Source organism: Bacillus sp. NPDC077411, from assembly GCF_044543425.1.
GTDB classification, from domain to species: Bacteria; Bacillota; Bacilli; order Bacillales; family Bacillaceae_G; genus Bacillus_A; species Bacillus_A bruguierae.
Genome location: NZ_JBITWA010000005.1, coordinates 13,136 through 33,227, shown reverse-complemented (window position 1 = coordinate 33,227; position 20,092 = coordinate 13,136). Strand labels below are relative to the sequence as shown.

At 35.0% G+C, this 20,092-nt stretch carries 15 protein-coding genes and 1 pseudogene; 13 read left to right on the top strand and 3 right to left on the bottom strand.

The window, feature by feature from the left end:
• Positions 1-137: 137 nt before the first annotated feature.
• Positions 138-488: a hypothetical protein gene (locus ACIGHG_RS08715; RefSeq protein ID WP_336472649.1), complete on the bottom strand. Its 351-nt coding sequence runs from the start codon at positions 486-488 to the stop codon at positions 138-140.
• Between the two features lie 694 nt (positions 489-1,182).
• Here ACIGHG_RS08715 and ACIGHG_RS08710 point away from each other — a divergent pair.
• Positions 1,183-1,998, top strand: coding sequence for an MBL fold metallo-hydrolase (locus ACIGHG_RS08710; protein ID WP_396548110.1), 816 nt, complete (start codon positions 1,183-1,185; stop codon positions 1,996-1,998).
• Positions 1,999-2,074: 76 nt separating this feature from the next.
• Here the strand turns inward: ACIGHG_RS08710 and ACIGHG_RS08705 are convergent.
• Positions 2,075-2,365 (bottom strand): annotated as a pseudogene (locus tag ACIGHG_RS08705) (cupin domain-containing protein); the annotation flags it as partial.
• A gap of 115 nt (positions 2,366-2,480) precedes the next feature.
• Between ACIGHG_RS08705 and ACIGHG_RS08700 the strand changes: the two are divergent.
• The 8 genes from ACIGHG_RS08700 to ACIGHG_RS08665 all read left to right on the top strand — a co-directional run bounded on the left by ACIGHG_RS08700 (position 2,481) and on the right by ACIGHG_RS08665 (position 13,396).
• Positions 2,481-2,789: a DUF4870 domain-containing protein gene (locus ACIGHG_RS08700; protein ID WP_090995817.1), complete on the top strand. Its 309-nt coding sequence runs from the start codon at positions 2,481-2,483 to the stop codon at positions 2,787-2,789.
• Between the two features lie 604 nt (positions 2,790-3,393).
• On the top strand, positions 3,394-4,512 hold the full coding sequence (gene mmgD / locus ACIGHG_RS08695; RefSeq protein ID WP_396548108.1) for a citrate synthase: 1,119 nt from the start codon (positions 3,394-3,396) through the stop codon (positions 4,510-4,512).
• A gap of 98 nt (positions 4,513-4,610) precedes the next feature.
• On the top strand, positions 4,611-6,047 hold the full coding sequence (prpD, locus tag ACIGHG_RS08690) for a 2-methylcitrate dehydratase (protein WP_336472646.1): 1,437 nt from the start codon (positions 4,611-4,613) through the stop codon (positions 6,045-6,047).
• A gap of 17 nt (positions 6,048-6,064) precedes the next feature.
• The gene (prpB, locus tag ACIGHG_RS08685; protein ID WP_336472645.1) at positions 6,065-6,973 is read left to right on the top strand and encodes a methylisocitrate lyase; all 909 of its coding nucleotides are present in this window, start codon (positions 6,065-6,067) and stop codon (positions 6,971-6,973) included.
• 402 nt (positions 6,974-7,375) lie between these two features.
• Positions 7,376-9,136 (top strand): sigma 54-interacting transcriptional regulator, encoded by a 1,761-nt coding sequence (locus ACIGHG_RS08680; protein ID WP_396548105.1) that lies wholly within the window; start codon positions 7,376-7,378, stop codon positions 9,134-9,136.
• 138 nt (positions 9,137-9,274) lie between these two features.
• Positions 9,275-10,984 carry an acyl-CoA dehydrogenase family protein gene (locus ACIGHG_RS08675; RefSeq protein WP_396548103.1) on the top strand — a complete coding sequence of 570 codons (1,710 nt, stop codon included), beginning with the start codon at positions 9,275-9,277 and terminating at the stop codon, positions 10,982-10,984.
• A 16-nt stretch (positions 10,985-11,000) separates the two neighbouring features.
• On the top strand, positions 11,001-11,891 hold the full coding sequence (locus tag ACIGHG_RS08670) for an NAD(P)-dependent oxidoreductase (RefSeq protein ID WP_396548101.1): 891 nt from the start codon (positions 11,001-11,003) through the stop codon (positions 11,889-11,891).
• 44 nt (positions 11,892-11,935) lie between these two features.
• Positions 11,936-13,396: a CoA-acylating methylmalonate-semialdehyde dehydrogenase gene (locus ACIGHG_RS08665; RefSeq protein WP_336472641.1), complete on the top strand. Its 1,461-nt coding sequence runs from the start codon at positions 11,936-11,938 to the stop codon at positions 13,394-13,396.
• A 76-nt stretch (positions 13,397-13,472) separates the two neighbouring features.
• Here ACIGHG_RS08665 and ACIGHG_RS08660 read toward each other — a convergent pair whose 3' ends face one another.
• Positions 13,473-14,525, bottom strand: a complete 1,053-nt coding sequence (locus ACIGHG_RS08660; protein WP_336472640.1) for an enoyl-CoA hydratase/isomerase family protein — start codon at positions 14,523-14,525, stop codon at positions 13,473-13,475.
• Positions 14,526-14,977: 452 nt separating this feature from the next.
• Here ACIGHG_RS08660 and ACIGHG_RS08655 point away from each other — a divergent pair, with 452 nt between their 5' ends.
• From ACIGHG_RS08655 to ACIGHG_RS08640, 4 genes are all read left to right on the top strand, one after another.
• Positions 14,978-15,238, top strand: coding sequence for a hypothetical protein (locus ACIGHG_RS08655; protein ID WP_090911532.1), 261 nt, complete (start codon positions 14,978-14,980; stop codon positions 15,236-15,238).
• A 296-nt stretch (positions 15,239-15,534) separates the two neighbouring features.
• A complete protein-coding gene (locus ACIGHG_RS08650; RefSeq protein ID WP_090911530.1) occupies positions 15,535-15,774 on the top strand; it encodes a DUF2584 family protein in 240 nt (79 codons plus the stop codon).
• A 22-nt stretch (positions 15,775-15,796) separates the two neighbouring features.
• Entirely contained in the window at positions 15,797-16,954 is a 1,158-nt protein-coding gene (locus ACIGHG_RS08645; RefSeq protein WP_396548098.1) for an exonuclease SbcCD subunit D, read from the top strand.
• On the top strand, positions 16,951-20,040 hold the full coding sequence (locus tag ACIGHG_RS08640) for an AAA family ATPase (protein WP_396548096.1): 3,090 nt from the start codon (positions 16,951-16,953) through the stop codon (positions 20,038-20,040). Before ACIGHG_RS08645 ends, ACIGHG_RS08640 begins: the two co-directional genes overlap by 4 nt.
• Positions 20,041-20,092: the final 52 nt, after the last annotated feature.

The window sequence follows — 20,092 nt, the reverse complement described above, 5'->3', positions numbered from 1 at the left end:
GAAAGGTAATGTTAAAGTGTTATTTTTAATGTTATCTTATTATTTAATAGGCCATGAAATCAAATCAATTGATTTTTTGGCTTTTTTTATTATAGTAAACAGATTCTTTATTTTTCATATTATATATTACTTTCTATTTAACAGCGAATGACAGTGCCGGAATAACAAGCTATGAAATAGTCTTCAGTATCCATAATGGTCACTGCGGAAATAAATCCTTTAAACCCTTCTGAAGAGTAATAGATTTCTTTAGGGAGATTTTCAGCAGATTGGTACTTTCTTTTTTCATACTTTACATGATGGTGCTTAATTGTTTTTGGTTCAGGTATAATGGATTGTTTGTTTATGGCAGTGGAAGTATTTACATTCAAAGAATCTTGAGAAGTGACATCTAATCCTGCTGCGTTTACACTCTCCGTTTGTGAAAAAGCACCAATGCCACAAAATCCGATAAATGTTGCTAAAGTAACCTTTGCGAAATTTTTCATTTTCTTTTTTCTCCTTTTCTAATTTTTTGTAAGATTGTTCTTACACCTAACAGTCTATATGGAGTGTATATGGACTGTAAATATATATGAAAAGACAAAATTTGAGGAAAATCTCCATTTTTCTCAAATTTTGTATAATAAATCGTTGTTTGGAAATTTGTCAAAAATTGAAAGTTTTTCCTATGCGAAAAGGAGAACTATTTATGCAGAAAAAGAATAAATATTCATTGTTCAAATATTTGAATAAAATGTGAACAATTTTTAATCAGTTAGATTGGTCGATAGGCCTAGAGTCTTGTTGCATTCATTTAGGGGACTACGATTCTATTGAATGGAATGTAGATGTATTGAAAAAAATAAAGAAGTATTATCTGGTTATGGCGTTTGGATAGAGTGTCTAAATGACGGAAGCCAACGCATTATAGCTGAAGATTTCAATTCAAAAACATGGTGTGATGAGACTTATTTAAAAGTATTGTATCTGTAATACGTAATATACATCAAGGTAAATATCGTGAAAAACAATCCAAAGCGTAAGGAAGGTGGTGTTTTTGATAAAAAATCTCATAGCCTACAAACAAAAAGAGTGATATTCTTTCTATATAGTTTTTGTAAAAATTTCCTTTTGATTTTAGAGATATATACTTAAATCTTTTCAATGCAAGGGGAGAAACTAGAGTGGAGGCATAAGGCAATGATTCAGTATAAAGATCATTACATAACTATCTTTCAAAGTGCTATGTATCAAACTAATTCGGTTGTTATAGAAACTGATGAATTGGTATTAGTAATAGATCCAACTTGGCTACCGAATGAAGTGAATGAAATTCAGAACTATGTTTATAAAAATAAACAAGATAAAGACGTTTACTTACTTTTTACACATTCCGATTTTGATCATATTTTAGGGTATGGTGCATTTTTGTATGCTAAAGTAATTGCAAGTAAAAAATTAAAAGATTGCCCGAATAAGCAATCAATTATCGATAGTATTCGAGATTTTGATGATTCATATTACTTAACAAGAGAGTATGAAATAAAGTTTCCAAATGTAGATATTTCTATTAGTAAGGAATATGAGGAATTAGAAATAGGTGATATGAAATTTCATTTTTATCAAGCTCCAGGTCATACTGAAGATGGCATTATTACAGTTCTCGAGCCTCTCGGTATCGTAATAGCTGGTGACTACTTATCAAATATAGAGTTTCCTTATATTTATCATAACAGTGATGACTATTTATCAACTCTACAAAAATTAGAATCTATAATAGACAAATATGATATTAGTCTCCTAATACCAGGACATGGAGGGTTTACAAAAGATCAAGCAGAGATGAAAAAGAGAATATCCGAGTCAGTTCATTATATTTTACAAATGAAACAGTTACTTTTAGAAGATAAACAAGAAGAAACATATGATCTCATAAAAAAATATAGTTATCCAAAAGCAATGAAAAAATTTCATAATTATAACCTTACCTTGTTAAAAAAAGAACGGAACGTATAAAGGCATTTTTTCGTTCTAAGCTATATAAAAAGAAACCTATGAGTTATCAAGGGTATTATTTAAGTGGGGTGTTATATTAATATTCCCAATGGAGAAATGGAATTTGATGTTGTTGGTAATAATAAGGTGAATGCTCGGCGTGTACTTGGTTTTGATTAGGTATATGCTGAAATGCATTTCGATTTTGACTTGGGTTACAATCTTTAGGAGGACCGATTACAGTAGTAGATTGAATAGGAGATACAGTTTGTTTCCATTGTTGCTCATCGAGACAATAAGTATGGGCCATAATATTTGCGGGTGTTAATCTTAACATGTCCGATCCAAAAATAACTTCTGGAGTAGGAGCATTAAAAATGGCTAAATAAGTGGAACTTTTGGATGAGTATAAATCAGTCTCGGGCCTCATGCACATAGTATTAGTTATTATATAAAATATTACATAACAAAGAAAAAACAAAGAAAAAAGGAGTGATTTTTAAATGGAGCATAAAGGACTGAAAATATTTATTCATGCTAGTACTTGGTTTGCACCTGTATTAGTTCCTTTTATTATATTTCTTGTGAGTTCAGATCGAGAAATTAAAAATTTATCATTACAAGCAGTCATATTTCACTTTGTCATCGGCGTATTAATTGGTATTTCAGCATTTTTCTCTTGGGTATTAATTGGAATTCCATTTTTAATTATTTTTGGACTAATGGCTTTAATTACTCCAATTATTGGTATTGTTCGTGCATTGAATGATCGACATTTTCAATATCCGATTGTTGGATCATGGCTGAAATAAACTATATGAATATAAAATGTATGAAAGGGATAGCGTATTGCTATTCTTTTTTTATTAGAAAAATAAATCGTTTATATATCTAAAGATAACGAAAATAAAATAAATTGTAATCTTCTAAAAAGTCTGATATATTTTAATAGAAAATAAAATGAGTGTAAAACGGGTGAAGATAAAGTGTTTGTTCTATCTTCTTAATACAGGGGTCGATTAGACAAAATATTGTCTTGTAACTGTATTTAAGAGTGATGTGATTCTTGTTTGTTTTACATATCAAAGTCTGCGTGGAGAGGAGGTGCAAATTTACGAAGATAAGTGCTTCTTCGTATGGTAACAGCTTCTTTGAAAGTTATTTTTTATTGTCGTAAATCATTAATAAATATGAAGCTTATGAGAGATTCTTTGTTTGGAACATTTGCTTATTTTCTCAATCCTTTCAAAAGTACCATTATGAACAATCTAAACATAGAAAAACCTTGTACGCTGCTAACCTCATATTCTTTGAGAGCAGTTAAAATAGAGAATCGTGAGGAAAATATATTTGTGCAATCTTGGAAAGGCTTACAGAAGTGTAAACGAAGATCTATTTGGATTGGAGGAAAACAAAATGGGAGCTGAAGGAAAATTTTTTCCAGGACTTGAAGGGGTAATTGCAGCAGAGACGAAGATTTCTTTTCTTGATACAAAAAAAGGAGAAATCGTTATTCAAGGTTATGACTTGATTGAGTTATCTAAAACGAAAAGCTATTTAGATATTGTTCATCTTTTATTAGAGGAGAAACTTCCTAATTCAGATGAAAAAGCGGCATTGGAAGAAACGTTAAAGCATGAATATGAAGTTCCTGTTGGTGTTTTTGATGTCTTAAAAGCATTGCCAAAACAAACGCATCCAATGGATGGATTGCGTACAGGAATTTCGGCGCTATCTGGTTATGACAATGAAATTGATGATCGCTCATTAGATGTAAATAAAAAGCGTGCTTATAAATTGTTAAGTAAGGTGCCGAATATAGTAGCGAATAGCTATCGAATTTTAAATAATGAAGAACCAATTGAACCGATTCAAGAATTATCTTATAGTGCAAACTTCTTCCATATGCTTACGGGTAAGAAGCCTTCTGAATTAGAAGAAAAAATATTTGATCGATCACTTGTTCTGTATAGTGAACATGAAATGCCTAACTCTACTTTTACGGCTAGAGTAATTGCGTCGACACAATCAGACTTGTATGGTGCCTTAACTGGAGCAGTTGCTTCTTTAAAAGGTAATTTACATGGAGGCGCAAATGAGGCAGTGATGTACATGCTGCTTGAAGCAGGTACTGTCGGAAAATTCGAAGAATTATTGCAAAAGAAACTGTATAACAAAGAAAAAATCATGGGATTTGGACATCGCGTCTACATGAAGAAGATCGATCCAAGAGCGCTTATGATGAAAGAAGCATTAAAACAGTTATGTGATGTGAAAGGCGATTATACATTATATGAAATGTGTGAAGCTGGAGAAAAGATTATGGAGAAGGAAAAAGGAATCTATCCAAACCTAGATTATTATGCTGCTCCAGTCTATTGGATGTTAGGTATTCCAATTCAACTATATACACCAATCTTTTTCAGTTCAAGAACGGTAGGCTTATGTGCGCATGTGATTGAGCAACATACAAATAATCGCTTGTTTCGCCCACGTGTAAATTATATCGGCGAGCGACATGTGCTTAGCAAATAAAAACAACTGGGGAGTTGTTAAGGCCGCCCGCCAGATGGGTGTTTGACCGACACCCATTCTTAATAATAACGAATTTTCGATAGAAAGGGAAGAATAGCGTGATTAAAACAAATGAAATTAAACAAAAAGATGCAATTTTAGAAGAGATTACGGATTATGTATTAAATAAAGAGATTACAAGCTCAGAAGCATTCAGTACAGCACGCTATGTGTTGCTTGATACGCTTGGATGTGGGATTTTAGCACTGCAATATCCAGAGTGTACGAAATTACTAGGACCTGTCGTACCAGGAACTGTTGTGCCAAATGGTACACGTGTACCGGGAACATCATTTGTACTTGATCCAGTACGCGGTGCCTTTAATATCGGATGTATGATTCGTTGGTTAGATTATAATGATACGTGGCTTGCGGCTGAATGGGGGCATCCGTCTGATAATTTAGGTGGAATTTTAGCTGTTGCAGATTATGTGAGCCGCGTTCGTATTTCAGAAGGAAAAGAACCATTAAAAGTAAGAGATGTACTTGAAATGATGGTTAAAGCACATGAAATCCAAGGTGTACTTGCATTAGAAAATAGTTTAAACCGCGTCGGTCTTGACCATGTGTTATACGTAAAAGTAGCGACAACAGCAGTTGTTACGAAAATGCTTGGTGGCACACGTGAAGAAATCTTTAATGCATTGTCTCATGCATGGATTGATAACTCTAGTCTTCGTACATATCGTCATGCTCCAAATACAGGTTCACGTAAGTCATGGGCAGCTGGGGATGCGACAAGCCGTGGTGTTCATCTTGCACTTACTGCATTAAAAGGTGAAATGGGTTACCCAACAGCATTATCTGCACCAGGATGGGGATTCCAAGATGTATTGTTTAATAAGCAAGAACTAAAATTAGCAAGACCTTTAGATTCTTATGTAATGGAAAATGTATTATTTAAAGTATCATATCCAGCAGAATTCCATGCTCAAACAGCTGCAGAATGTGCAGTGAAATTACATCCAGAAGTGAAAGAACGATTAGATGAAATTGACCGTATTACCATTACGACACATGAATCAGCAGTTCGTATTATTGATAAAGAGGGTCCATTAAATAACCCAGCTGACCGAGATCATTGCTTGCAATACATTACTGCAATCGGTTTATTAAAAGGTGACATTGTTGCAGATGATTATGAGGATGAAGTAGCTTCTGACCCTCGTGTAGATGAATTACGAAATAAGATGGTTGTTGTTGAAAATAAACAATACAGTTTAGATTATCTTGATCCGAACAAGCGCTCAATCGCCAACGCTGTTCAAATTCATTTTAAAGATGGTACTGTAACAGAAAATGTAGAATGTGAATATCCATTAGGTCACCGTTTCCGTAGAGACGAAGCGATTCCAAAGGTTGTTCAAAAGTTCTCTGCAAATATGGCTGTTCATTATTCCAATAAACAACAAGAAAAAATTCATGAGACTTGTTTGAACGAAGAAAAATTAGAAAATATGAATGTAAATGAATTTGTAGATCTTTTCTTAATTTAAGTATAGGGGGAATAAGAATGGCTTGGGTTGTAAATAAACAGTCAACACAAGAAGAACTTGCCAATCGATTCCGAACTTTAGTAGAAGCACCTGAAATCTTGCAAATTCCTGGTGCGCATGATGCGATGGCTGCTCTTGTTGCAAAAAATGCTGGATTTTCAGCTCTTTATTTATCAGGAGCTGCTTATACAGCAAGTAAGGGTTTACCAGATTTAGGTATTGTAACATCTACTGAAGTGGCTGAAAGAGCAAGAGATCTTGTTAGAGCAACGGATTTACCTCTTCTTGTCGATATTGATACAGGGTTTGGTGGAGTGTTAAATGTAGCAAGAACTGCTGTAGAAATGATGGAAGCAAATGTAGCTGCTGTTCAAATCGAAGATCAGCAACTCCCTAAAAAATGTGGACATTTAAATGGGAAAAAACTTGTTTCTATTGAAGAAATGCAACAAAAAATTAAAGTTATAAAAGAAGTAGCACCATCGATGGTTGTTGTAGCTCGTACGGATGCTCGTGCGGTTGAAGGATTAGATGCATCGATTGAGCGAGCAATTGCTTACATAGAAGCGGGTGCAGATGCTATTTTCCCAGAAGCTTTGCAGTCAGAAGAAGAATTTCGTTTATTTACAAAAAAAGTAACGGTACCTTTACTTGCTAATATGACTGAATTTGGGAAAACACCGTATTATACTGCCGAAGAATTCGCTAATATCGGTTATCAAATGGTTATATATCCAGTGACTTCTCTTCGCGTAGCAGCAAAAGCTTATGAGCGTATTTTTCAGCTCATAAAAGAAGAAGGATCGCAAAAAGAAGGGCTTTCTGATATGCAAACAAGAAGTGAATTATATGAAACAATTTCTTATCATGACTTTGAGGAGTTAGATAAGGGAATTGCAAAAACAATTTTATCTGAAGGACAATAGATGAAGTGAAACTTCCAGCAGTGGAGGCATCCCCTTACTGCTAGTTAGTTGAACCAATCAGGTGCATGCCAGCAGTTGTCGCCCATCTATCTTCCTCACTCTATTCTGAATCGTGGGGATGAGGGTCTTACTGCCCCAAAATAGCGAGATAAAATAAGAAAGCGATGATACACATTTTTAGCAAAAACACCTGCTTGATGTGAAATGAATCATCGCTTTTTTGTCATATTAACGGATAGTAAGAATGAGATTGATAAAAGTTTTTTGACGAAAAAGAAACGAAATCCTCGTTTGTGTAGTTGCATTTTATCATAATATTTTTTTCACGGTAGAAAAGCATTAGCATGTTATGCAGATAGGAAAAGAGGAGTATAGACATTCTAAAGGAAGGGAAATTCAGTTATGATGGCTGCAAAATATGAATCTGTTCGAAATTGGATGAAGCAGGACCCGTACATTTTGAGGAAAGATAATACAATTCGAGAAGCATTACGAATACTAGCTGAATCAGAGAGCGCAGAACTCCCTGTTTTAGAAAATAATCATGTGATTGGAGTTGTGAAACTAATTGATTGTGTAAAGTGGTTAGAGGATCATTCAGAGTGGGATGAACCGATTGTCACTATACTGAGACATTTTTTCTATAACGTAAGGGAAGAGTTTTCATTAAGCGAGTTAGAGAATATTCCACTTTACGTTACTTGCGAAGAAAACAGAGAGCTTAAAGGAGTGTTCAGTAATAAGGAATTATTAGCCTTTCATAAAGATTTGGTTCAAGAAATCGAATGTGCACATCAAATGATAGAATGGTTTAAACTTTGTTTTGATACTGCATACGAAGGTATTGCAATTGTGGATGAAAATGGAGTTATCCAAATGTTCAATGATACGTACAGTCGTTTTGTCGGTGTTACGAAGGAAGAAGCAATAGGGCAGCACGCTGAAAATGTAATTGAGAATACGCGGCTTCCAGTTGTATTAAAAACAGGAGTACCAGAAAGAAATCAAGTGCACCGTCTGCAAGGACAGAATCTAGTTGTGCACCGGATGCCAATTTGGAAGCAGGGAAGAGTGATAGGTGCTGTAGGGATGCTTATTCATGAAGGGATTTCAGATATTTATAAAATACTAGAACGATTTGATCAAAAGGATAGGGCAATCAAACCAACGTTTTCTAAACCGAAAAAGAAGCAGATTCGATTTGAAGATATTCTTGGAGAAAGTCAAACAATTTCTGAAACGAAAAAAATGGCTCGAAAAGCAGCTGGATCAAAAGCATCCGTATTAATTACTGGAGAAAGCGGTGTTGGTAAAGAGCAATTTGCACGTGCAATACATGATACCGGTATAACAAAAAACGGTCCATTTATTAGTGTGAACTGTGCTGCTATTCCTGATAATTTACTAGAATCTGAATTGTTTGGTTATGCAGAAGGTGCTTTTACAGGTGCGAAAAAGAATGGGAAGGCAGGGAAATTTGAACTTTCAAATCATGGAACATTATTTTTAGACGAGATTGGCGATATGTCACTATTAACGCAAGTAAAAATTTTACGTGTTTTACAAGAAAGGGAAATAGAAAGAATAGGAGGTACACATCCAATTCCTGTTGATTTCAGGCTAATCACAGCGACAAATAAAGATTTAAAACAAATGGTTAGAGAAGGTACCTTTAGAGAGGATTTATATCATCGTCTTCATGTTATTCCGATTCATATTCCACCGCTTCGCTTTCGAAAACAAGATATACCACTCATTGTTGAAGAACATTTACAAAAGTTATGTCAAATGTATGGTGCCGAAGAAAAGACACTTGATAAAGAAGTATTACGCCTTATGTTCCATTATAATTGGCCGGGTAATGTCAGGGAATTAATCAATGTGTTAGAAAGGCTATTTGCACTATCAGATGATGCACATATACGGGCTAAGGATTTACCAGAAGAATTTTATTACCGGGATATGGAGCAGAAGAAATTAGTACCTATGATTCAGTCTTTACCAGCAAAACAAGAAGCAATGAAAGTGGTGCGTGAAGAGGAAGAAAGAGGATTAATTGAACGCGTTTTAAAAGAAGCAAAAGGAAATAAGTCAAAAGCAGCGGCATTGTTAGGGATTTCTAGGGCGACCCTTTATAATAAATTGTCAAGATTCAAAATCTAAACAATTGTTATATCAAGTGTAAAACTGTCTAGACAGTTTTACGTTTTCTTTTCATTTTGCCCTTGTTCTATCAATTTTTAGATTGGCATAGATTTTGCATATAAATAAAATGAAGACTGAAATGATAGGGGGATACAGATGGAGAAAACAAAGTTGCAATGGGAAGAATTTTTTTCGCTGAATCAGAAGCTTAATACAATCTTTTTTACACCTGAGGATTTTTCAGGTGATGAAGATTTAATCGCAAAAACAACAGAACAATTTGTGAAACAGGAAATTGTTCCTCAAATTGAAAATATCGAGCAGCACAATTATCAAGTTTCCCGCAGGTTGTTTGAAAAGGCTGGAGAACTTGGATTGTTGAGTATAGAGGTTCCCGAAGAATATGGTGGATTTGAATTAGGGAAAGCAGTTTCTGGACTTGTGGCGGAAAAGATGGGATATGCAGGAGCCTTTAGTGTTTCTTTTAATATTCATGCTGGAGTAGGAACGCTGCCATATATATACTACGGAACAAAAGATCAGAAGGAAAAATACTTACCTAAAATTGCATCAGGCGAATGGATTGGAGCTTATGCTTTAACAGAACCTAATGCTGGATCTGATGCATTAAGTGCAAAAACAAGTGCTGTCTTAAACGAAGAAGGAACAGCTTGGACATTAAATGGTGAAAAACAGTGGATTACAAATGCTCATATGGCTGATGTATATGTTGTGTTTGCAAAGACAAATAAAGGAATGACAGCATTTATTGTCGAAAGAACATGTGAAGGCGTTTCGATTGGCCTAGAAGAAAAGAAAATGGGTATTAAAGGTTCTTCAACTGCGACACTGATTTTAGAGGATGTCATCATACCTGCTGAAAATGTACTAGGGGAAGTAGGAAAGGGACATCACGTAGCTCTTAATATTCTCAATTTTGCTAGATTGAAACTTGCTTTCGGAAATATTGGAACAGCAAAGCAAGCAATTGGCTTATCTGTTCAATACGGAAAAGAACGAAAACAGTTTCAAACAGAATTAGTTGATTTCACGATGATTCAAGAGAAAATTGCAAATATGATTATCGCTACATACGGTGCAGAGAGCGCAGCTTATCGAACAGCAGGCGTAATTGATGAAGCAATTCATGCGAGTGATGAAGGTATTATGCAGAAAATGTCTCAATTTGCAATGGAGTGTGCGATCAACAAAGTGAATGCTTCAGAAACACTTGGAAACATTGTGGATGAAGCGGTACAAATTCATGGTGGTTATGGTTATATGCAAGAATATGAAGTAGAACGATTATATCGCGATGCTAGAATTAGCCGTATATTTGAAGGAACGAATGAAATTAACCGCTTAACAGTTGCGAAAATGTTAATGAAACAAACGAAACAACTAGGGGACCAAGTAGATAAAGATAAATTTGAAAATGTAGAACGAAATCATCGTTATATTTTATTATCGAAACAATTATTGAAGAAATCTTTGAAAACGCTATCTCAAACTCCTGAATTAAAAATCGAACAAGAACAAGAATATTCACGCGTGTTAGCAGACATGTTGAAAGATGTATATGTAATGGAATCGGCATTTTTACGTACAAAGAAAGCGATAAGTAAAAATGGTGAAGAAAAAGAATGTACAAAACAGTTTATAACGGATGTGCTTTGTGAAGAAGGATATCGAAAAGTAGAATCAGCAGCAATTGTTCTTCTTTCTGCAGCGGTGCAAGAAGAGCAAACTAGAAACGCCATTCTAGATGAAATTCGTCAACTGTCAGTACCTCTATACACGAACTTGTTTACGAAAAAGAGAGAAATCGCAAAGACGATTATAAATCGCGGGAAATATATTGTTTAAATAGGAGGAGAGCAGTATGAAAAAGATTGGTTTTATCGGCTTAGGTAATATGGGTCTTCCGATGTCTAAAAATTTAGTTAAATCAAATTATACGGTATATGGAGTCGATTTAAATAAAGTGGCTGAAGCTTCCTTCGAGAAAGAAGGAGGAATCATCGGTTTATCAATTAGAAAATTAGCAGAAACATGTGATTTGATTTTTACAAGTTTACCGTCACCGCGAGCTGTTGAAGCTGTTTATTTTGGAGAAGAAGGTTTAATTGAGAATAGTCATTCGAATGTTGTTTTAATTGATACAAGCACAGTAGCTCCACAACTAAATAAAAGATTGGCAGATGCTGCGAAGGATAAAAAAGTTGATTTCTTGGCTGCACCGGTTAGCGGCGGAGTGATTGGAGCGGAAAACCGCACATTAACTTTTATGGTTGGTGGACCAAAAGAAGTATATGAAAAAGGTTTACCAGAGATGGAAGTATTGGGAGCAAATATATTTCATGTGAGTGAGAAAATTGATAGTGGTACGACTGTAAAATTGATTAATAACTTATTAATTGGTTTTTATACAGCGGGTGTTAGTGAAGCTCTGACATTAGCAAAGAAAAACAATATGGATTTAGATAAAATGTTTGATATTTTAAATGTGAGTTATGGACAAAGTAGAATTTATGAGCGCAATTATAAAAGCTTTATTGCGCCAGAAAACTATGAACCAGGATTTACTGTAAATCTACTAAAGAAAGACTTAGGATTTGCAGTTGATTTAGCAAAAGAAAGTGAGCTTCACTTACCAGTAAGTGAAATGCTTTTGAATTTGTATGATGAAGCTGGTAAAGCAGGATATGGTGAAAAAGACATGGCTGCTTTATATCAAAAGGTAAGTGAACAATTAACCTCTAGTCATAAATAACAATGAATACTAGCAAATATAAAAAATAAAAAGGAGCGAATACAATGATCACAACAGAAATTAAACGCGTGAAAAATCATATTAATGGTGAATGGGTAGAATCTACTGGCACAGAAGTGGAAGCTGTTCCGAATCCTGCGACTGGGAAAATAATTGCTTATGTTCCACTTTCTCCAAAAGAAGATGTGGATCGTGCTGTTGAAGCTGCAAAAGCAGCATATGAAACATGGTCTAAAGTACCAGTTCCAAATCGCTCAAGACAGTTATATAAATATTTACAACTTTTACAAGAAAACAAAGATGAGCTTGCAAACATTATTACATTAGAAAATGGTAAAACATTAAAAGATGCAACTGGCGAAGTGCAGCGAGGAATTGAAGCTGTAGAACTGGCAACATCAACACCAAATTTAATGATGGGGCAAGCACTTCCAAATATTGCAGGTGGAATCGATGGTTCAATTTGGAGATACCCAATTGGAGTTGTTGCCGGTATTACGCCGTTCAACTTCCCAATGATGATTCCACTATGGATGTTCCCATTAGCAATCGCTTGCGGTAATACATTTGTATTAAAAACATCTGAAAGAACGCCGCTTTTAGCAGAAAAACTAGTAGAATTATTCTATGAAGCGGGCTTCCCGAAAGGGGTTTTAAACTTAGTACAAGGTGGAAAAGATGTTGTAAATAGCATTTTAGAAAATAAAGATATTCAAGCTGTTTCATTTGTTGGATCTGAGCCAGTTGCACGCTATGTATACGAAACAGGAACAAAATATGGAAAACGAGTACAAGCACTTGCAGGAGCGAAAAACCATGCAATTGTTATGCCGGACTGCAATATTGAAAAGACAGTACAAGGTGTCATTGGTTCTGCATTTGCGAGCAGTGGAGAGCGCTGCATGGCATGCTCTGTTGTAGCGGTAGTTGATGAAATTGCTGATGAATTCATTGATGTTCTTGTATCAGAAACGCGTAAATTAAAAGTCGGTGATGGTTTCCATGAAGAGAATTATGTAGGTCCATTAATTCGTGAATCTCATAAAGAGCGTGTACTAGGCTATATTAATAGCGGTGTAGCAGATGGAGCTACTTTATTAGTAGATGGCCGTAAAATTAATGAAGAAGTCCGCGAAGGGTATTTCGTTGGAGCAACAATCTTTGATGGTGTGAATCAAGATATGAAAATTTGGCAAGATGAAATTTTTGCTCCAGTATTAAGCATTGTGAGAGTAAAGGATCTAGAAGAAGGAATTAAGCTTACAAACCAATCAAAATTTGCAAATGGTGCAGTCATTTATACGTCAAGTGGTAAACACGCACAAACATTCCGTGATAATATTGATGCAGGGATGATTGGCGTAAACGTAAACGTTCCAGCTCCAATGGCATTTTTCGCATTTGCAGGAAATAAAGCTTCTTTCTACGGTGACTTAGGTACAAATGGAAAAGATGGTGTACAATTTTATACACGTAAAAAAGTAGTGACAGAACGCTGGTTTTAAGAAGAATGTAAAAAAGTGTCCATGGTATTGGACACTTTTTATTTGAAATAAAATGTATAAGTTTCACTTGATATAATTAGCTTCTTAGAAGGCTGAAAAAGCTGTTCACAACCTCGTCTGAAACATCCTCTAATTGCTTATATTTATATTGAGGGTTTTGGTCCTTATCAATGACAACAGAGCGTATTCCTTCGAAAAAATCTTCATGTTTCAGAAAATTTTTAGCGAGTACAAGATCAGTAGCAAAGCACTCTTCTAATGTTTTTTCTTCTCCATCAATAAATTGTTTTAAAGTTATCTTTAAAGAGAAAGGTGATTTTGACAACATTGTTTCTTTTGTGTGCGTTGCAAAATGGCTTGCATCTTTTTCTAAAGAATGGATAATTTCTTCAACAGTGTAATAAGAAAAATGCCTATCAATATTTGATTGGAACGATGATAGTTCACTTTCGGTAGTAGGAAGCTCAGAATAGTCATTGATTAGCTCTGTTAATGATGTATGGATATCTTTTGCATGCCAATCTACTTGTTCAATATGAGTAAGAAGAGCATTCAATTTTTCGCTTGTCATGTAAAATTCTGCAGCATTTATATATAGTACATCAGGGGCTTTAATGACAGAAGCTGTTAATGCTAAGTAACGTCCTATATAGCCCGGCGCTTTATTTAAAAAGTAAGCAGATCCGACATCAGGGAAAAAGCCGATATTCATTTCTGGCATCGCCCACTTTGTTCGCTCAGTTACAATTCTATGACTAGCTCCGTAAGTGAGCCCAACTCCTCCGCCCATAACAAAGCCATCTAAACACGCGACAATTGGTTTAGGAAACTTATAAACGAGCATATCTAATTGGAATTCATCTTCAAAAAATTGCTCGGCTTTTTGCAGGGCAGAGTCATGTAAACGAGCTTCGTAAAGAGTCTTAATGTCACCACCGGCACAAAGTCCCTTCGTACCTGCGCCTTTTATAATGACAAGATGAATTTGATCATCCATTTCCCATTCTTTCAATTTTTGTGAAATTGGTCCTATCATTTCATAAGAAATGGAGTTTAATGCTTTTGGGCGATTTAACGTAATGGTAGCTACTCCATTTTTGTTAACTGAAAATAGAACTTGATCAGTCATAATATATCCTCCTTTATCATTCTCTGTTTGTTTTCACAAGTTGTGTCAGTGTATAAACAAATAGACATTTTGTAAAAAAACAGAGAAATTGCGTTTTTATATATAAATTTCTTGTTTTTTTTCTTTAATCCTGCAATACCACATGTCTTTCTTTGTTTTAAAATGAAGAGCAAATGAATATACTGTAGAAAATAGACATAATCTTTAATAGTAATGCGTTTTTTGGAGAGATATTTGGGAAGGATTTTATAAAAGAAAAAGGAATAAAACTTCTAACGATTAATTGATATGATTTGCAATTTTTTATAATAAAGGTTTTAATAAATTGATATAATGAGTTTTCTATATTTTGGTCTTATTTTCGTTTTTAGGTTTGTTGATAAGTTTATTTTTACTAAATATAGAATGTTTACTTAATGTACCCTAAGAAAGTAGAGGGAGGGGAGATTGGAATGCCAGGGCTTTTGTTATTATCAGTCATTATTTTGTCTTCTCTTATGGTTGGTTTAACTTTTTATTTTCATCAAGAAGATACAGAGCAAGATACTGTGCGAGATAAAGTACGATTGGTATTTCCAATTTTCATTTTAACAATTGCAATTAGTTTTGCATTAACTGAAAATAATTACGTTGCAATTCTTTCATGGTTTTTTATGACAGTGTTATTATTCATTGTGTTGTACGTTGTAATGAAGGATTATTTACAAAAATAAAAGTGCCATTTATGGCACTTTTATTTTAAAGTAATATTTAATTTCACATACCGTAATAAAAAGAAAATAAAAAATCGATAGAAATAAATCCTTTAGAAATATAAAATAGTTGGGTATGGACTGGAAAGAATAATGATAAAAGTTTTTCTTTATATTCTGTTGTCACTTTTCTCATACTACAAATGAATAATGAGAGTTTTCGTTAGGGAAGTCATACCATTCTTACTCATTCTCTTGTCAATCAGTAATACCCACTATACTATGAAAATAGAGACATAAAAAAGGGGTGTTTTTGCATGAAGTTTGAAATGCATACAAAGATTACTACAAATGAAACCGAGAAACGATTACATACAGAAGATAATATATTTCAGTTAGTGTTAGAAGGATATCATTTATTTGTTATTGATGAAATATTGCCGGTGTATAAAACAAGACAAGAGCTTGTTGGAAGTGCCGTTGTAAAGAAAGTGGAATGGGCAGAGGGAAGAACGACGCTGTTATATCAACTTATTTCACTTCAATCTGTGAATTAATAGAAAAGAAAGGAAGGGAAAGATGAAATTTTTTCATACAGCCGATTGGCATTTAGGAAAGCTTGTACATGGTGTTTATATGACAGAAGATCAGCGCTATGTTTTAGAACAATTTATACAAGCAGTGAAAGAAGAAAAACCAGATGCTGTCATTATTGCAGGAGACTTATACGATCGTGCCATCCCGCCGACAGAAGCGGTAGATTTGTTAAATGAAACATTACAAAAAATTGTAATTGAATTACAAACACCAGTACTAGCGATAGCGGGAAATCATGATAGTCCAGATCGTATTCATTTTGGAAGTAGTTTAATGAAGAAACAAGGCTTACACATCGTCGGACAATTTCAATATCCATATGAGCCTGTTGTTATGCAGGATGAATATGGAGAAGTACATTTTCATTTAATCCCATATGTTGATCCGAGCATCGTTCGTCATGTTATGAAAAATGAGGACATTCGTAGTCATGACGATGCGATGCGTATTTTTATGAATGAGTTATCGGAAAGTATGGATAAAGAGGCGCGTCATGTCTTTATCGGACATGCTTTTGTAACATCATCAGGGGAAGCAGAAGAAAATACAAGTGATGCTGAAAGACCATTATCCATTGGCGGAGCAGAATATGTAAACAGTCATTATTTTGATGCTTTTCATTACACAGCGCTCGGACATCTACATCAGGCGCATTATGTACGAAATGAGACAATTCGCTATGCAGGTTCTCCGCTCGCTTATTCTATTTCGGAAGAGCATCATAAAAAAGGGTATTACATTGTTGAATTAAATGAAGCAGGACAAGTAACACTTGAGAAACGATCGTTAACACCAAAGCGTAAAATGAGAATGGTTGAGGCAAAAATTGATGAATTGTTGAAACAATCTGTTTGCGAAGACTATGTATTTGTAAAATTATTAGATGAAAATCCTGTATTGCAGCCGATGGAAAAGATTCGTTCTGTTTATCCGAATGCAATGCATGTAGAGCGTGTTATACAAAGAAAAGAATTAGCAAATGAAAATATTGCAGTCACTTCACGTCATAGAATGGATGATCTTTCCCTTGTGAAAGCTTTTTATAAAGAAATGAAAGGGTCAGAGTTATCAGAAGAAAAAGAACGCCTCTTCTTAGAAGTATTAAAGACAGTTCATGAACGAGAGGGGGAGAGAGCATGAGACCTATCAAACTTATTATGACAGCGTTTGGTCCATATAAGCAGCAAGAAACGATTGATTTTAAAGAATTAGGCGAACATCGAATCTTTGCGATTTCTGGAAATACAGGTGCAGGAAAAACAACGATTTTTGATGCGATTTGTTATGCGCTGTACGGAGAGGCGAGTGGAGAGGAACGCAATGATACGAGTATGCTTCGTAGTCAATTTGCTGATGATAGCGTATATACAAGCGTTGAATTATTATTCCAATTAAAAGAAAAAACTTATTGTATAAAGAGGCAACTTGGACATAAAAAGCAAGGAAATAAAACGATTACGGGCCATGCAATTGAATTTTATGAAGTTGTTGATAACGAACAAATTCCATGTGTAGATCGTTTTCACGTGACGGATGTAAACAAAAAAGTGGAAGATTTAATTGGTCTTAGTAAGCATCAATTTAGTCAAATTGTGATGCTTCCACAAGGTGAATTTCGTAAACTGTTAACATCTGAAACAGAAAATAAAGAGGAAATTTTACGCCGCATTTTTAAAACAGATCGATATAAATTAATGAGAGAGTTATTAGATCAAAAGCGTAAAGAATGGAAAGATGTTCTGCAAGAAAAGCAAAAAGAACGTGAATTGTACTTTCGTAACGTTTTCAAGCTTCCTATACGTGGCGGTACATTGCTTGAGATATTAGTAAATCAAGAACATGTAAATACACATCAAGTAGTAGAAGCACTTCGGCAAGAAATGGCTTTTTATGGAGAACAAGCAAAGCAATTAGAACAACAAGAATCCATGCAGTTAAAGCAATTAAAAGAAGCAGAAACAGGTTATCATGAAGCAAAAGCTTTGAATGATAGATTACAAGATTTGCAAACAAAACAAAATCGTTATGATTCATTAGGACAAGAACGTCCTTCTATTGTAGTGAAAGAACAACAATTGAAACAAGCTGAGCAAGCAAACCGGTTATTACCGTTTGAACAGTGGTATGATGAAGCAGTTCAAAGTGCAGAGCAAGCTGAGCAATATATGAAACAAACGGCTGCTAAACAAGAACAACTAGTATTAGCTTATGAACGTGCAGAGCAGCAGTACGAACAAGAAAAAAACAATGAAACAGTCCGTGAAGAAACGAAGCGAAACATTCAAATGTTAGAAGAATTAAAAGAGGTTATTGCCACATTTGCTGATAAACAACTAAAATTAGCGGCGTCAGAAAAGCAAAAGGAGCAATTTAAGCTTGAGATGAGCAAATTAGAGGAGCAGCAAGAATTCGGTAGTGCACAAAAACAACAGCTTTCTGCTAAGTTAAAACAGATGGAACAAGCGCTTGAGCAATATATAACAAAAGCAGAGCAGTTAAGTCGTATGCGTGAAGATGCAAAAGTATTAAAAGATACTTACCAAGTATGGCAAGAAGTGCAAAAATATGAGAAGGAAAGAAAAGGTACCTTAAAGCAGATGAATACTGCTCAGCAAACGTATGAAGCTTTGGAGAAATCATGGTTAAACGAACAAGCTGGTCAGTTAGCGATTCATTTACATGATGGTAAACCTTGCCCGGTTTGTGGCAGTACTTCTCATCCGAATAAAGCGACTGAACAAGAACTGTCCATTGATGAAGAACAGTTAAATAGTCTTCGTGAACAAAAAGTACAAGCTGAAAAGCAGTTTGTTCAAATAGAAGAAAAATGTAATTTTTATAAAGGGCAATATGAAGAATTATGTAAAGAAGTGCAGAGTCGTGGATATGCTGCACTAGAGCTAGGAGATGCGTATCAAACATTAATCCAGCAAGGAAAACAATTAGCTGCAGAAGTAAATGAATTAAAAGCGACTGAAGAAGAACGTAAACAACTTTCACCACAGCTGCAAAAGCTAGACGAACAATTAGATAGATTGCAGGGGGCTAAACGTGATGTAGAAGAAAAATTGCATCGCTCTGAAATAGAATTGATTCAATTGCGAACAGCATATGAAAATGACAAAGAAAAAATTCCAGCAGAGATGCAAACATTAGAAGCGTGGCAACAAGCATACGAAGCAAAAGCTTCTTTACTTCACCGTCTGCAAGAAGCATGGCAAAGAGCACAAGATGAATTTCAGCGCTCTACGAGTGAAAAAATTCGGGTGGAAGCAGCGTATAAGGAAGCGCAGCGACAATTTATACAAAGAACTGAGAAAAAAGAAGAACAATATGCACGTTTCATGAAAGAACTTGAAGCAAGTGGTTTTGCGAGTCAGCAAGTATACACTGAAGCTAAATTATCAGACGCAGAGCGAATGAGCTTACAACAACACATTCAATCTTATTACTCAGCGCTCGAAGTATTAACAAAACAAATTGAAGAATTAACAGAGGCGCTCCGTGGAAAAGAATGGATTGAGTTAACGCAATTAGAAGAACAGTTAAAAGAATTAGAAATTCAGCTTGATATTATAAAAGAACAACGTCAGCGTACGAAAAGTGCCAATGAATATATTGCCGATCTGCATGAAAATATTCGCCGCATTGATGAACAAATTCATGAAGAAGAAACAGCATTCCAAGAGCTCATTGATTTATATGAAGTGATGAAAGGTGACAATGAAAGTCGCATTTCATTTGAGCGTTACATTTTAATAGAATATTTAGAGCAAATTGTTCAAGTAGCCAATGAGCGACTTCGTAAACTATCGAACGGACAGTTTTACTTAAAACGAAGTGAACGTGTCGAAAAACGAAATCGTCAAAGTGGTTTAGGATTAGATGTATATGATGCCTATACAGGGCAAACACGTGATGTGAAAACATTATCCGGCGGCGAAAAATTTAACGCATCGCTTTGCCTAGCACTCGGTATGGCCGATATCATCCAATCATATGAAGGCGGTATTTCAATTGAAACAATGTTCATTGACGAAGGCTTCGGTTCATTAGATGAAGAATCATTAACGAAAGCGGTAGATGCTTTAATTGACCTTCAAAAATCAGGCCGTTTCATTGGGGTAATCTCGCACGTACAAGAACTGAAGAGTGCAATGCCAGCAGTGCTGGAAGTAATGAAGAAGAAAGATGGATGTAGTAAGACGAGGTTTGTGGTGAAATAGATAAAAGTGTCTGATTTTTCAGGGGCGGCACGTGTTGTATCTTCGGAAGAAC

Bases quoted from the DNA above. Each gene is read 5' to 3' on its own strand.
- ACIGHG_RS08715 (WP_336472649.1), bottom strand. From the start codon at position 488: ATGAAAAATTTCGCAAAGGTTACTTTAGCAACATTTATCGGATTTTGT.
- ACIGHG_RS08710 (WP_396548110.1), top strand. From the start codon at position 1,183: ATGATTCAGTATAAAGATCATTACATAACTATCTTTCAAAGTGCTATG.
- ACIGHG_RS08700 (WP_090995817.1), top strand. From the start codon at position 2,481: ATGGAGCATAAAGGACTGAAAATATTTATTCATGCTAGTACTTGGTTT.
- mmgD (WP_396548108.1), top strand. From the start codon at position 3,394: ATGGGAGCTGAAGGAAAATTTTTTCCAGGACTTGAAGGGGTAATTGCA.
- prpB (WP_336472645.1), top strand. From the start codon at position 6,065: ATGGCTTGGGTTGTAAATAAACAGTCAACACAAGAAGAACTTGCCAAT.
- ACIGHG_RS08680 (WP_396548105.1), top strand. From the start codon at position 7,376: ATGATGGCTGCAAAATATGAATCTGTTCGAAATTGGATGAAGCAGGAC.
- ACIGHG_RS08675 (WP_396548103.1), top strand. From the start codon at position 9,275: ATGGAGAAAACAAAGTTGCAATGGGAAGAATTTTTTTCGCTGAATCAG.
- ACIGHG_RS08670 (WP_396548101.1), top strand. From the start codon at position 11,001: ATGAAAAAGATTGGTTTTATCGGCTTAGGTAATATGGGTCTTCCGATG.
- ACIGHG_RS08665 (WP_336472641.1), top strand. From the start codon at position 11,936: ATGATCACAACAGAAATTAAACGCGTGAAAAATCATATTAATGGTGAA.
- ACIGHG_RS08660 (WP_336472640.1), bottom strand. From the start codon at position 14,525: ATGACTGATCAAGTTCTATTTTCAGTTAACAAAAATGGAGTAGCTACC.
- ACIGHG_RS08655 (WP_090911532.1), top strand. From the start codon at position 14,978: ATGCCAGGGCTTTTGTTATTATCAGTCATTATTTTGTCTTCTCTTATG.
- ACIGHG_RS08650 (WP_090911530.1), top strand. From the start codon at position 15,535: ATGAAGTTTGAAATGCATACAAAGATTACTACAAATGAAACCGAGAAA.
- ACIGHG_RS08645 (WP_396548098.1), top strand. From the start codon at position 15,797: ATGAAATTTTTTCATACAGCCGATTGGCATTTAGGAAAGCTTGTACAT.
- ACIGHG_RS08640 (WP_396548096.1), top strand. From the start codon at position 16,951: ATGAGACCTATCAAACTTATTATGACAGCGTTTGGTCCATATAAGCAG.